The sequence below is a fragment of the Pseudomonas sp. BRG-100 genome (assembly GCF_000737955.1).
In the GTDB taxonomy this organism is placed as follows: domain Bacteria; phylum Pseudomonadota; class Gammaproteobacteria; order Pseudomonadales; family Pseudomonadaceae; genus Aquipseudomonas; species Aquipseudomonas synxantha_A.
In genome coordinates this window covers 2,951,861-2,965,343 of the sequence record NZ_JPRX01000001.1, presented here as the reverse complement: position 1 = coordinate 2,965,343, position 13,483 = coordinate 2,951,861, and the positions used below count along the sequence as shown (strand labels likewise).

10 protein-coding genes are annotated in these 13,483 nt (G+C 61.2%); 3 read left to right on the top strand and 7 right to left on the bottom strand.

Features of this window, described 5'->3' with window-relative positions; genetic code table 11:
- Nucleotides 1-3 precede the first annotated feature (3 nt).
- The 6 genes from JH25_RS14230 to rfbB are packed head-to-tail and all read right to left on the bottom strand — an operon-like array spanning nucleotide 4 to nucleotide 6,593.
- A complete protein-coding gene (locus JH25_RS14230) occupies nucleotides 4-1,389 on the bottom strand; it encodes a sigma-54-dependent transcriptional regulator (protein ID WP_032878393.1) in 1,386 nt (461 codons plus the stop codon).
- Nucleotides 1,386-3,194 (bottom strand): sensor histidine kinase, encoded by a 1,809-nt coding sequence (locus JH25_RS14235; RefSeq protein WP_032878392.1) that lies wholly within the window; start codon nucleotides 3,192-3,194, stop codon nucleotides 1,386-1,388. Before JH25_RS14235 ends, JH25_RS14230 begins: the two co-directional genes overlap by 4 nt.
- A gap of 36 nt (nucleotides 3,195-3,230) precedes the next feature.
- Nucleotides 3,231-4,100: a dTDP-4-dehydrorhamnose reductase gene (gene rfbD / locus JH25_RS14240; protein ID WP_032878391.1), complete on the bottom strand. Its 870-nt coding sequence runs from the start codon at nucleotides 4,098-4,100 to the stop codon at nucleotides 3,231-3,233.
- A complete protein-coding gene (rfbC, locus tag JH25_RS14245; protein ID WP_032878390.1) occupies nucleotides 4,097-4,642 on the bottom strand; it encodes a dTDP-4-dehydrorhamnose 3,5-epimerase in 546 nt (181 codons plus the stop codon). Before rfbC ends, rfbD begins: the two co-directional genes overlap by 4 nt.
- Entirely contained in the window at nucleotides 4,639-5,514 is an 876-nt protein-coding gene (gene rfbA, locus JH25_RS14250) for a glucose-1-phosphate thymidylyltransferase RfbA (protein ID WP_005783860.1), read from the bottom strand. The genes rfbC and rfbA overlap by 4 nt, the downstream gene beginning before the upstream one ends.
- Nucleotides 5,511-6,593, bottom strand: a complete 1,083-nt coding sequence (gene rfbB / locus JH25_RS14255) for a dTDP-glucose 4,6-dehydratase (RefSeq protein WP_032878389.1) — start codon at nucleotides 6,591-6,593, stop codon at nucleotides 5,511-5,513. The genes rfbA and rfbB overlap by 4 nt, the downstream gene beginning before the upstream one ends.
- 153 nt (nucleotides 6,594-6,746) lie before the next feature.
- On the opposite strand from rfbB, the gene JH25_RS14260 reads away from it, so the two are divergent.
- From JH25_RS14260 to JH25_RS14270, 3 genes are all read left to right on the top strand, one after another.
- A complete protein-coding gene (locus JH25_RS14260) occupies nucleotides 6,747-9,656 on the top strand; it encodes an aminotransferase (RefSeq protein ID WP_032878388.1) in 2,910 nt (969 codons plus the stop codon).
- 120 nt (nucleotides 9,657-9,776) lie between these two features.
- A complete protein-coding gene (gene aguA, locus JH25_RS14265) occupies nucleotides 9,777-10,883 on the top strand; it encodes an agmatine deiminase (protein WP_032878387.1) in 1,107 nt (368 codons plus the stop codon).
- 234 nt (nucleotides 10,884-11,117) lie between these two features.
- Nucleotides 11,118-11,333, top strand: a complete 216-nt coding sequence (locus tag JH25_RS14270) for a hypothetical protein (protein ID WP_032878386.1) — start codon at nucleotides 11,118-11,120, stop codon at nucleotides 11,331-11,333.
- A gap of 33 nt (nucleotides 11,334-11,366) precedes the next feature.
- Here JH25_RS14270 and JH25_RS14275 read toward each other — a convergent pair whose 3' ends face one another.
- Nucleotides 11,367-13,442 carry a TonB-dependent receptor gene (locus JH25_RS14275; protein ID WP_032878385.1) on the bottom strand — a complete coding sequence of 692 codons (2,076 nt, stop codon included), beginning with the start codon at nucleotides 13,440-13,442 and terminating at the stop codon, nucleotides 11,367-11,369.
- Between the last annotated feature and the right edge of the window lie 41 nt (nucleotides 13,443-13,483).

Here is a 13,483-nt window from a genome sequence, read left to right as displayed (position 1 = left end):
GGTTCATTCGTCGTCGGCGCTGTGGCTGGTGCTGTCGGCGAAGTTCAGACCGTGTTTGCGCAACTTGTCGTGCAAGGTCTTGCGCGGCACACCCAACGCTTCGGCGAGGCTGCGCACGGAGCTGTGAGGGCGGGTGAGTTCGGCGGCGATCAAGCTTTTTTCGAACTGCTCGACTTGCTCGCTCAAGCCGCCGGGCGTGGACGTCAGCACGCCGGCGGCGGGATTGTCCTGGGCGCTATCGAGCGCCAACTCCAGGCCCAGAGCGAAACGCTCAGCGGCGTTTTGCAGTTCCCGCACATTGCCCGGCCAGCTATGGCGCAATAACAGCGCGCGTTGGCCCGGTTGCAGCTCATGCAGGGGCAGGCCGTGGCGGCTGCTGGCCTCGTCGGCGAAGTGCTGGAACAGCATCAATGCATCTTCACCGCGCTCGCGCAGAGGCGGGATGCGTAGCGGTGCGACGTTGAGGCGGTAATACAAGTCGGCACGGAAACGGCCCTGGTCAGCGGCTTGGCGCAGGTCTTCCTTGGTGGCGGCGATAATGCGGATATCCAGCGGAATCAGCTGATTGCCGCCCAAGCGCTCCACCACGCGCTCCTGCAACAGGCGCAGCAACTTGACCTGCACATCCAGGCTCATGCTTTCGATTTCATCGAGAAACAGCGTGCCGCCATTGGCGAACTCGAACTTGCCGATGCGGCGTTTCTGCGCGCCGGTGAACGCCCCCGGCTCATGGCCGAACAGTTCGCTTTCTACCACCGATTCGGCCAGCGCCCCGGCGTTGATCGCCACAAATGGGCCACTGCGGCGGCTTGAAAGATCATGCAGGGCGCGGGCGACGACTTCTTTGCCAGCACCGGTTTCGCCCAGGATCAGCACATCGGCCTTGGTCGCGGCCAAGGCGCCAATCTGCTCGCGCAGGCGCAACATTTGCGGGGAGTGCCCCACCAGGCGCGTGCTCAGTTGCTGACGATCGCTGAGGGCCAGGCGCAGGCTGCGGTTGTCCAGCACCAGGCGACGCAAGGCCAGGGCGCGGCGCACGCTGTCGAGCAGTGCGTCGCTGGCGAAGGGTTTTTCGAGGAAGTCATACGCGCCGGCACGCATCGCCTGCACCGCCAACGGTACGTCGCCGTGGCCGGTGATCAGCAGCACCGGCAGGTCCGGGTCCTGGCCATGCAGTTCGGCCAGCAGCTCCAGGCCGTCCATGCCGGGCATACGGATGTCGCTGACCACCACGCCAGGCCAGTCGCGGGACAGGCGTGCGGTGAGGCCGGTGGCTTCGCCCAGGGGCAGGACTTTGAGTCCGGCCAGGTCCAGGGTTTGGCACAGGGCTTGACGCAGGTGTGGATCGTCGTCGATCAACACCACCTGAATCTGGTTGTCGATGCTCATACACTGCGGTCCTCGGACGGTTGCAGACTGACGCCCGGCGAGCCGGCACGCAATTTCAAGGTTAACAGCGCGCCGCCTTCCTTGTGGTTGGCGAACAGCAGTTCGCCACCAAAGGCGCGCATCAGGGTGTCGCAGATTGCCAGGCCCAAGCCCAGGCCCTGGGTGCGCGTCTTGGTGGTGTAGAACGGCTCGCTGGCGCGGCCCAGGGCTTCCATGCAAAAACCTGGGCCGTTGTCGCGAATGTACAGGTTGACGCCCTGGGGCGTGGTTTCGGCACTCAGCCAGAGCTTGCGCGGCGGGCCTTTTTCAGTGAGGGCGTCCAGGGCGTTGGCCAGCAAGTTACCCAGTACCTGGCGCAGACGGGTTTCGCCGGCCTGCACCCATAGGGTTGCTTCCGGCAGGTCGCGGATCAATTCCACTTCCATTGAGCGCCGCCGCTTGGCCAGCAACGCCAGGGCGTCGTCCAGGGCCGGTTGCAAGGCTACGCTCTCCGGTGCGTGACGATCACGGCGAGCGAATGCACGCAAATGGGCGATGATCGAGGCCATGCGCCCGGTCAGCTCGCTGATCAGTTTGAGGTTGCCGCGGGCATCGCTGGTGCGCTCATGGTCGAGGAGGATTTCGGCGTTTTCTGCATAGCTGCGAATCGCCGCCAGCGGTTGGTTCAGCTCATGGCTGATACTCGCCGACATGGTGCCCAGGGCCGAGAGTTTACCGGCCTGGACCAGGTCGTCCTGGGCGCGCACCAGTTCCTGCTGGGCGTGTTCGCGTTCCAGCACTTCCTGTTTCAGGCGCCGGTTCAGGCCCTCCAGGTCGCTGGTACGCTCGGCCACGCGCATTTCCAGCTCACGGCGGGCCTTGGCTTCGAAAGCGATGCGTTCCAGGTAGTGCCGACGGCGCTGCATCAGCAATCCCAGCAACAGCATCAGCACCAACAACGTGGCACCGCCCACGGCGACAACCGTGCGCACCGGACGGTTGATCAGCGAGCGTGGCGCCAGGATTTCCACATTCCAGCCGGTTTCGGCGATGGCCGTGGATTGGCGCAGCCAGGCGCTGCTGCTCAGGCTCAGCGGCTGCGGGTCACGGGTGGGGTAGGGCTGTATGGCGATGATGGCCTGGCGCTCTTCGGCGGTCAGTGGCCGCGTGGCGCGGAATCGCCATTGCGGGCGCGAGGTGAGGATCACCACGCCGTTGTGGTCGGTGACCAGCAGTTGTTCCGGGGTATTGCCCCACAGGCTTTCGGTGTGATCAAGGTCGACCTTGACCACCAGCACGCCGATGATGGTGTCACCGTCACGCACCGCGGCGGCGAAGAAGTAGCCGCGCTTGGCTGAGGTGGTGCCCAGGCCGAAAAACCGACCCAGGCGCCCGGCCATGGCTTCGCTGAAATAGGGGCGAAAGGAGAAATTGCGCCCGACGAAGCTGTCTTGTTTGTCCCAGTTGGAAGCGGCAAGGGTCTTGCCAGTGGTGTCCATCAGGTACATCACTTCCACACCCGCCTGGGCGGCGACATCCTTGAGCAACAGGTTGGCATTGGCCAGGTTGGTACTGACGTGAGGTGCGTCCAGGGCGATGCGCAGGGCCGGCAAATCGCCGAGGATTTGCGGCAATACTTCGTAGCGATGCAAGGTGCCCAACAGGTTGGCGACATACAGGTCGAGAGTCTGGCGGTTTTGCCCGGCCAATTCGCTGCGGTAGTAGCGCTCGGCCAAATGCTCCAGTGGCCATAACAGCGGTGCCAAGCACAATGCCAGCAGGGCGAGGCTGCGCCAGCGGGGTCTTCGCGGAAGGGGTGGAGTCATGGGGAGTGTGCGCCTGTGGGTACAGGCGCATTATGCCTAGTGCTGCTTGGCAAGACACTCGTGCAATGCATCTTGCCAATGGGGCTGGCTGACGTGCCATTGCTGTTGCAGACGCGAGCAATCCAGGCGCGAGTTCAGCGGGCGCTTGGCGGGGGTGGGGTAGGCACTGGAAGGGATCGGCTCCAGTTCGGCGCAGGCTTTGCCTTCGATCCGCAATTGCTCGCCAATGGCTTGGGCAAAGCCGAACCACGAGGTCTCACCTTGTGCGGTGAGGTGGTAAACCCCCCAGTCTCCGGCCTTACCGGCCTGCCACTGCTCAATCAGCGCGCGGGTGCTGTTGGCGATGGTCCCGGCCCAGGTCGGCGCACCGATCTGGTCGGCGACGATGCGCATCTGCGCTTTTTCCTGCAGCAGGCGCTGCATGGTCAGCAGGAAATTCTTGCCATGGCCCGAATAGACCCAGCTGGTACGCAAGATCAGGTACTCGCCACCTGTTGCCGCAATCGCCTGCTCACCCGCCAGCTTGCTCTGGCCGTAGACACCCAATGGGTTCGGCGTGTCGCTTTCGGTGTACGGGGCAGGTTTGCTGCCGTCGAACACGTAGTCGGTCGAGTAGTGAATCAGCGGGATACTCAGGGCCTTGGCTTCCTCGGCGAGGATGCCGGGGGCGATGGCATTGATGGCGAACGCAGCGTCCGGTTCGCTCTCGGCCAGATCCACGGCCGTGTGAGCTGCCGCGTTGATGATCAGGCCAGGGCGGTGGGCGCGTACCTGTTGGCGGATGAGGTCAGCGTCGGCCAGGTCAAGCTGGTCGCGGCCCAGGATGACGAGTTCGCCAAGACCCTGGAGCCGCTGTTGCAGCTCCAGGGAGACTTGGCCGTGTTGGCCGGTGATTAATATTTTCATGGGAACAGGTCGGCTTCCATCAGCAGTTTTCCGACCTGATCTTTGGCAGACAATTGCGGCGGCTCGACCAGCTCCCAGTCGATAGCCAGCGTCGGGTCATTCCAGAGAATGCTGCGCTCGGCGCTTGGCTGGTAGTAATCGGTGGTTTTGTACAGGAACTCTGCGTGGTCGCTCAACACCACGAAACCATGCGCAAAACCTTCCGGCACCCACAATTGACGATGGTTCTGTGCCGACAGGCGTACACCTACCCAGTGTCCGAAGTTTGGGGAGCTGCGACGGATGTCGACGGCTACATCCAGCACTTCGCCGTGAGTGACACGCACCAGCTTGCCTTGAGTGTGCTCAAGCTGATAGTGCAAGCCCCGCAGTACGCCTTTTTGCGAGCGCGAGTGGTTGTCCTGCACAAAATCACGCTTGAGCCCGGTAGCTGCTTCAAAAGCGCGGGCGTTGAAGCTTTCGTAGAAGAAACCGCGCTCATCACCGAATACCTTTGGCTCAAGGATCAGCACGCCGGGTAGTGTGGTTTCAACTACGTTCACTGGGTCTCTCCGGCGAGGGAATACAGGTACTGGCCATAGCCGGTCTTGCCGAAGTATTTGGCGCGTTCCAGCAGATAGTCGCGGTCGATCCAGCCGTTTTCGTAGGCGATCTCTTCCAGGCAAGCCACTTTCAAGCCCTGGCGGTGCTCGATGGTCTGCACGTAAGTCGAGGCCTCCAGCAGGCTGTCATGGGTGCCGGTGTCGAGCCAGGCAAAACCGCGACCGAAGCGTTCTACATGCAGGTCGCCGCGCTGAAGATAGGCGTTGTTGACGTCGGTGATTTCCAACTCGCCGCGCGGCGAAGGCTTGACGGCCTTGGCGATCTTGATCACGTCGTTATCGTAGAAATACAGGCCGGTGACGGCATAGGGTGACTTGGGCTTCGCCGGTTTTTCTTCGATGGACAGGGCGCGGCCCTCTTTATCGAAATCAATCACACCGAAGCGCTCCGGGTCTTTTACCCAGTAGCCGAATACCGTAGCGCCCGATGAACGCTCGGCTGCAGTGCGTAATTGATCACTGAAATGTTGGCCGTGGAAGATGTTGTCCCCCAGAATCAGGCACACGGCGTCATCACCGATGAACTCTTCGCCAATGATAAATGCTTGAGCCAACCCGTCTGGAGACGGCTGTTCGGCATAGGTGAAATGCACGCCAAACTGGCTGCCATCTCCCAGCAGGTTTCGGTACTGTGGCAAGTCTACCGGCGTGGAGATCACCAGGATGTCCTTGATCCCGGCAAGCATCAGCACGGATATCGGGTAGTAGATCATGGGTTTGTCGTACACCGGCAACAGCTGTTTGGACACTCCCAGAGTAATGGGGTGCAAGCGGGTGCCGGAACCGCCAGCCAATACGATGCCCTTCATCATGCGATTAGATCCTTCAAGTCGGTGTTGCCCAATCGTTCGCCCTGATAACTACCGTCCTGGACCCTGCGGCACCATTCCAGGTTATCGAGGTACCACTGCACGGTTTTGCGCAGTCCTGTCTCAAAGGTTTCTTCCGGGACCCAGCCCAGTTCGCGTTCGATCTTGCTGGCGTCGATGGCGTAGCGCTGGTCGTGGCCAGGGCGATCCTTGACGAAGGTGATCAGGTCAGTGAATTTTTCCACGCCGGCGGGGCGCTGCGGCGCCAGCTCTTCCAGCAGGCCGCAAATGCCACGTACCACGTCGATGTTCTTCTGCTCGTTATGACCACCGATGTTGTAGGTCTCGCCCACCACCCCAGTGGTGACCACTTTGAGCAGTGCACGGGCATGATCCTCGACGAACAGCCAGTCACGTACCTGCAAACCGTCGCCGTAGACAGGCAGTGGCTTGCCCGCCAAGGCGTTGAGAATAACCAGCGGGATCAATTTTTCGGGGAAGTGGAATGGCCCGTAGTTGTTCGAGCAATTGGTCAGCAGTATCGGCAGGCCGTATGTACGCTGCCAGGCGCGTACCAGGTGGTCGGATGCCGCCTTGCTCGCGGAGTAGGGAGAGCTGGGCGCGTAAGGCGTGGTTTCGGTGAAGAGATCGTCTACGCCGTGCAGGTCGCCATACACTTCGTCAGTGGAAATGTGGTGGAAGCGGAACGCGCTTTTGGCCGGTTCTGCCAGCTTCTGCCAGTAAGCCCGTGTGGCTTCCAGCAGGCTGTAGGTGCCAACGATGTTGGTCTGGATAAAATCCGACGGACCGTCAATGGAGCGGTCAACGTGGGATTCGGCCGCCAAGTGCATGATCGCATCAGGTTCAAAGCGTGCGAGTACGGCGCTGACGGCGGCCTGGTCGATGATATCGGCCTGGACAAACTCATAGCGGCTGTTGGACGCGATGCTGGTCAGCGATTCAAGGTTGCCGGCATAGGTGAGCTTGTCCAGATTGAGCACTTCATGTTCGGTATCTTGAATCAAATAGCGGATCAGGGCTGAGCCGATAAAGCCAGCGCCGCCAGTAACGAGAATGCGCATATCGGAGGGCCCTTTCCTTAGATGGACATTAAGCGAATGAAGCATAGCTTGAGTTGTGTGGGCCGGGTGGTGCAAGTCCGGCGTTTACTGGGGGTTGCCTTGTGACCCGGAACAATGGCGATATAGACGTCTGAAAAAACAAAGGTCGTCACAATGTCGTTAGCCACATTGACCCACCGCGCCAGTTTACCTTGCCCACAAGTAAGCCCCGACCAGGCGGCAAGCCTGCTCGAGCGGCATTATGGGATGAGCGGTGTGCTGCAAGCGTTGGGCAGTCAACAAGACCTCAACTACAAGATTGACAACGCCCAGGGCCGTTTTGTTCTCAAAATCTGCCGCGGTGACTACGCCGCCGTTGAACTCGAGGCCCAACACGCGGCCCTCAATAGTCTGCAAGCACATGACCATCTGCGCGTGCCCAAGGTGATTCAAGCGTTGGATGGTAATGAGCTGCTGACGGTAAGCGTCGACGGGCACACCCTGCACCTGCGGCTACTGGAGTACATCGACGGCCAGCCCCTTACGCATTTACCGCACCTGGGCCGCGATGTGATCGCAGGCTTCGGTGAGCTGTGCGCGCAGATGAGCCTCGCGCTGCAAGGTTTCGAACATCCGGGCCTTGCGCGTACCCTGCAGTGGGATCCGCGCCATGCGCAGGCGTTGATCACTCATCTGCTGGCAACCTTGCCTGACCTGCCGCAACGCGCCGTATTGGAGCGCGTAGCCACGCAGGTCGAGGCGTATGTCCAACCGTTGGCACCACGCCTGCCGTGGCAAGCGGTGCACCTGGACATCACCGATGACAATGTGGTGTGCCAGCGTGATGCCCAGCGGCGCTGGCGTATCCACGGCGTGATTGATTTCGGCGATTTGGTGCACACCTGGCGGATTGCTGACCTGTCGGTAACCTGCGCGTCCCTGTTGCACCACGCTCACGGTGACCCGTTTGCGATTCTGCCGGCAATCCAGGCCTGTCACGCGGTGATGCCGTTACAGCGCGAAGAGTTGGAGGTGTTGTGGCCGCTGATCGTCGCACGCGCGGCGGTGCTGGTGCTCAGCAGTGAACAGCAGCAACGCCTGGACCCGGATAACACGTATTTAAAGAAAAACGCTGAGCACGAGTGGGAAATTTTCCATGTTGCGACGGCGGTGCCGTTTGCGCTGATGCAAGCGGCGATTCTCACTGGCGTTGGCGAGACGTTGCCACCGGTTGCCAGCCATGACTTTGCACCCTTGTTGCCGGGCCTGGTGGGCCGCGAGTTCGCGCTGATCGACCTGGGCGTACTCAGCCCGCATTGGGAGGCCGGTAATTGGGAAACCCCGGGAATAGATCGGCGGTTGCTGGCTGAAGCAGCGGCAGTACATGGGCTGGCGGCCAGCCGGTATGGGCAATACCGCTTGTCGCGTACCTGTGCCGACAGCGCGGTAGAGCCGCAGACCTTGCCCCTCCATGTCGAACTGCACCTGCCCCACGGCAGCGTGCTGCAAGCCCCCTTTGCAGGCACGCTGCGTGAAGGCGCCGATGGCTTGCTGTGCTTGCACGACCCTAGGCTGAGCCTGCGTGTGTGGGGCTTAAAAACGTCACTCACGCCTGGAGCGTTGGTGGTGAAAGGGCAAGTAATGGGGGAGGTTCACGCGCCGTTGACTGTGCAGTTATGCAGCGCCGACCTTGAACCGCCACTGTTCTGTACGCCCTCCCGAGCCTCGGCCTGGCAGGCGTTGTGCCCGTCACCGGCGGCGCTGTTGGGGCTGGCCTGCGATGCCGAGCCGGAACTGGACCCGCAGGCTCTGCTGGCCCGGCGTGATGCCAGCTTCGCCCGCTCCCAGAAGCATTACTACGTGGACCCGCCACGTATCGAGCGGGGCTGGCGCAACCACCTGATCGACATGCAGGGCCGATCCTACCTGGACATGCTCAACAACGTAGCCGTGCTGGGCCATGGTCACCCGCGCATGGCCGCGGTGGCAGCGCGGCAGTGGTCGCTGCTCAACACCAACTCGCGGTTTCACTATGCTGCGATTGCCGAGTTTTCCGAACGGTTGCTGGCGCTGGCGCCCAAGGGCATGGACCGCGTGTTCCTGGTCAACAGCGGCACCGAAGCCAATGACCTGGCGATTCGCCTGGCCTGGGCCTACAGCGGTGGACGCGACATGCTCAGCGTGCTGGAGGCGTACCACGGCTGGTCTGTGGCGGCAGACGCCGTGTCCACATCAATTGCCGATAACCCCCAGGCATTGAGCAGCCGCCCGGACTGGGTGCACCCGGTGACAGCACCCAATACCTACCGCGGCGAATTCCGCGGGCCGGACAGCGCACCGGACTACGTGCGAAGCGTGGAACACAACCTGGCGAAAATTGCCGCAAGCCAGCGCCAATTGGCCGGATTTATCTGTGAACCGGTATACGGCAATGCCGGGGGCATCTCTCTACCGCCGGGTTATTTACAGCAGGTGTATGGCTTGGTCCGTGCCCAGGGGGGCGTGTGCATCGCCGATGAGGTGCAGGTAGGTTACGGCCGCATGGGCCACTTCTTCTGGGGCTTTGAAGAGCAGGGTGTGGTGCCCGACATCATCACCATGGCCAAAGGCATGGGCAACGGCCAGCCTTTGGGGGCGGTGATCACCCGTCGAGAAATTGCCGAGGCGCTGGAGGCCGAAGGGTATTTCTTCTCGTCATCGGGGGGCAGCCCGGTCAGTTGTCAAATCGGCATGGCGGTGCTGGACGTGATGGAAGAAGAGAAACTCTGGGAAAACGCCCAGGTGGTTGGCGGGCATTTCAAGGCTCGGCTGCAAGCGCTGATCGACCGCCATCCTCTAGTCGGAGCGGTACACGGTTCGGGCTTCTATCTGGGCCTGGAACTGGTGCGTGACCGACACACCCTGGAACCAGCGACGCAAGAGACGGCGCTGTTATGTGATCGTCTTCGGGAATTGGGGATTTTCATGCAGCCTACCGGCGACTACCTGAATATTCTCAAGATCAAACCGCCGATGGTGACCACCCGGCAAAGCGTGGACTTCTTTGTCGACATGTTGTCGAAAGTACTGGATGAGCAGCTGTGATAGATCGATTGTTATCGGCTATTTTGTGTAATATTCGGGATCTATAATCGTTAAGCGCTTCCAAAGCCGATTTTTATCCATATCAAGTCGGTCTTCACCCCATTCGGAGTTTTGAACGCCATGACCACCCTGCACAGTACACCTCGCGCCGATGGCTTCCATATGCCTGCCGAATGGGCGCCACAGACCCAAACCTGGATGATCTGGCCCGAGCGCCCCGACAACTGGCGTCTGGGCGGCAAGCCTGCGCAGGCCGCCCACGTGGCTGTGGCCAAGGCCATCGCCCGCTTCGAGCCCGTGACCGTTGCGGTTTCCGCCGGCCAGTACGAGAACGCCCGTGCGCGCCTGGATGTACCCAATATTCGCTTGGTGGAAATGTCTTCCGACGATGCCTGGGTCCGCGATACGGGCCCCACGTTCGTGATCAACGACAGCGGCGAAGTGCGGGGCGTGAATTGGGATTTCAATGCCTGGGGTGGTTTTGACGGCGGCCTGTATGCACCGTGGAACCGTGACTCCCAGGTAGGCGGCAAGATCCTCGAGATCGAGCGCGCGCCGCGCTATCGCACCCAAGGCTTCGTGCTTGAAGGGGGTTCGATCCATGTGGATGGCGAAGGCACCCTGATCACCACCGAAGAGTGCCTGTTGAACCGCAATCGCAACCCGCACCTGGATCGTGCCGCCATTGAAGCTGTACTGGCTGATCACCTCGCGGTGGATAAGATCATCTGGTTGCCGGATGGCCTGTTCAACGACGAAACCGATGGCCATGTGGATAACTTCTGCTGCTATGTGCGCCCGGGCGAAGTGTTGCTGGCCTGGACCGATGACCCGCAAGATCCGAACTACTCGCGCTGCCACGCAGCCATGGATGTGCTGCAAAACAGCACCGACGCCAAGGGGCGCGCGTTCATCGTGCATAAAATGCCGATCCCGGGACCGCTGTATGCCACCGAGGAAGAATGCGCCGGTGTCGACCCGGTGGACGGCAGCCAGGAACGTAACCCGAGCGTGCGGTTGGCCGGGTCCTACGTCAACTTCCTGATCGTCAACGGCGGCATCATCGCGCCGAGTTTCGATGACCCGCTGGACCACCAGGCCAAACAAATCCTGCAGAGCCTGTTCCCGCAGCATGAAGTGGTGATGGTGCCGGGTCGCGAACTGTTACTGGGGGGAGGCAATATTCATTGCCTGACCCAACAGCAGCCCGCACCGCACAGAAATTGAGTGCAGTTGTAACGGTGCTTTGAGGGCGCGTGTGCGCTGCGCAACCGCAGTGTTCCAGCCAAGCCCGCGACCCAGCCAGGTCGCGGGCTTTTTTGTATCTGAATGCCAAGGCGGACGGCACATTGGCATAGCTCTTGTATCGCTGTCGGCACAGTGAATCTGTGCGATGACTGCGCAGTTCTGTCACAAACCTTGAGTAAGTTAGCCGCTCACGCAGCAGGAGAGAGCGCTGAAATGAATGCCGATATCGACCTGATGAACATGCGCACGTTTCACCCCTTGCGAGTCAACGGCGATGCGATCCATGCGTTGGCGCTGTGGTTGAAGGCAAACCGCTCGCGCCAGGTCAGGCAGGTGCCTGACTTGCGCAGGGTGATGAGAGAACGCTACCCGGTGGGGTTGTTCACGGAGGATGAAGTGCAGGCGTTATGCGAGTTGATGAGTAAGTGAAGGCACACTGCAGTCAGTGTGCCAGATGAAATATTAGAAACTGTAGGTACCGGTGACCACCAGGCTACGCGGCTCCCCTGGTTGAATCTGCGCCGCACTGGTCGCCGAGGCGTAGTAATTTTTGTCGGCAATATTGTTCAGCGCCGCCCTCACGTCCCACTCTTTCTGACGGAACCCGGCCAGTGCGTCCCAGCGCCCGTATCCCGGCAGTACCACGGTGTTGAGGTTGTCGGCGTAGCGATCACCCACCAGGGTCAAACCGGTTTCGGCGTACCAGCCCATTTCCGGTTTCCAGGTGATGAACACGCTGGCATTGCGCTTGGCCACGTCGCTGATACGTTTGCCTTCAAAGCCGTTGTTGTCCTTCTCCACCTTGGCGTCCTGCAGGCCTACACCGCCGCGTACGTACCAGTTGTCGATGATCTTGCCGGTGGCCGTCAGCTCCACGCCGCGTGAGCGTTGCTCGCCGGTGAGCAGGGTAATGGTGCGGTCCAGCGGGTCGCTGGTGCGGCGGTTGTAGAGTTCCAGCTCGTACACGGCGAGCGTGGTGCTCAGGCGGTCGTCGAACCAGTCGCTCTTCACGCCGATTTCCTTCTGCTTGGTCAGCTCCGGGCTAAGGTCGTTGACGTTCCCGGCGGCGTTCGGCGTGATACCGATCAGGCCGCCGCCCGCTGGCGAGAAGGTCTTGCTCCACGAGGCATAGAACGAATGATGCTCCAGCGGCGTCCACACCAGGCCGACGCGCGGGCTGGTGCTGTGGCTCTTCACGTTCTCCTGGGTGTTGAGCACCTTGCTGGTGGTGTCCACTTCAAAGCGGTCATAACGCAGCCCGCCCAAAAGTTGCCACTGGTCGTTCAGGCGCAGTTGATCCTGCACGTACAGCGCGCTGCTTTCGACTTCAGTGTGGTTGTAACTCGACAGTCGCATGCTCCCTGTGTGGCTCAGGCGGCGATTGGGTTGGTTGAGGTCCAGGCTGGGGACCGTCCTGGCATCCCGAGCCGAGTACAGCTTCGGGTCGCGCCGCTGGCTGCCCAGCTCGATACCGGTGAGCAGGCGATGCTCCAGGCCAAATGTGTCGAAACCACCCTCCAGCTCAAGGTTGTTGAAAACATTGCGGGTGGTCAGGTCTTGCTGCCAGTGTTGGCGGCTGACGCTGTTGGTTTTCGCGTCGTAGCCGGTCTGGTAGGTGTTGTCGAAATCGCTGTCGAGCTTGAACACACCGAGGGTGTGGCGCAGTTGCCAGTTGGCGTTGAGCTCGTAGGCGAGCTTGGAGCGCAGTGACTGGGATTTATCGTCGATGTAGTCGCCGTGATCGAAATAAGTGGTGCTGCGGCTCACATCCGCCGGGCGCCCGTTGACTCCGGGAATGCCACGGTCCGGCGTGCGGTTGTAGCGGCTGTATTCGTATTGCACCAGCCAGTTCAGGTCGGGCGTGAGCTGCCAGCTCATCGACGGCGCAAACAACTGGCGGTTGCCGCTGACGCCATCGCGAAAGCTGTTGTTGTCCTGGTTGCCCATGTTCAGACGCAGGCTGATGGTGTCGCTCGGGTCGGCGCTCAGGTCGGCATACAGGCTGCGCAAATCGTTGCTGCCACCTTGGGCTTCGATACTCGACTTATGACCCGGCGTGGGCAATTTGCTTACGCGGTTGACGATACCGCCCTGGCCACCTCGCCCGTACAGCACGGCGGCCGGGCCCTTGAGCACTTCGATACGCTCGATGTTGTGCAGGTCGCGCACGTACTGGCTGTCGTCGCGAATGCCGTCCAGATAGAAGTCATTGCTGGCGTCGAAACCGCGTATGCGCAGGCTGTCGAAGCGTGTGTCGGCGCCGCTGCTGACGTTGGGAATACCGCTTAACGCCTGGCCTAGGTCGTTGGTGCCGTAGGACCGCAGATTGTCGGTTTTTACCGAGTCGATCGCCTGGGGCACATAGCGTACGGAGGTCGCGGTGCGCGTGGCGGTGTTGGTCTCTTTGACGCGTGGGTCGTCTTCGTCAGCTTCGGCGTTGATCGAGGTCTCGGGCAATACGGTAGTCGCGCAGGCAAAACCGGCAGACAGCAGCATGGAGAGCCCAAGGGCGATGGGCGTCAGGCAAGGGGTGGGCATGGGGGTGTATCCAACAAGTTGGGCAGGAAATTTGCGCGAAT

Coding starts and splice junctions, on each gene's coding strand:
- JH25_RS14230 (WP_032878393.1), bottom strand. CDS start 1,389: ATGAGCATCGACAACCAGATTCAGGTGGTGTTGATCGACGACGATCCA.
- JH25_RS14235 (WP_032878392.1), bottom strand. CDS start 3,194: ATGACTCCACCCCTTCCGCGAAGACCCCGCTGGCGCAGCCTCGCCCTG.
- rfbD (WP_032878391.1), bottom strand. CDS start 4,100: ATGAAAATATTAATCACCGGCCAACACGGCCAAGTCTCCCTGGAGCTG.
- rfbA (WP_005783860.1), bottom strand. CDS start 5,514: ATGATGAAGGGCATCGTATTGGCTGGCGGTTCCGGCACCCGCTTGCAC.
- rfbB (WP_032878389.1), bottom strand. CDS start 6,593: ATGCGCATTCTCGTTACTGGCGGCGCTGGCTTTATCGGCTCAGCCCTG.
- JH25_RS14260 (WP_032878388.1), top strand. CDS start 6,747: ATGTCGTTAGCCACATTGACCCACCGCGCCAGTTTACCTTGCCCACAA.
- aguA (WP_032878387.1), top strand. CDS start 9,777: ATGACCACCCTGCACAGTACACCTCGCGCCGATGGCTTCCATATGCCT.
- JH25_RS14270 (WP_032878386.1), top strand. CDS start 11,118: ATGAATGCCGATATCGACCTGATGAACATGCGCACGTTTCACCCCTTG.
- JH25_RS14275 (WP_032878385.1), bottom strand. CDS start 13,442: ATGCCCACCCCTTGCCTGACGCCCATCGCCCTTGGGCTCTCCATGCTG.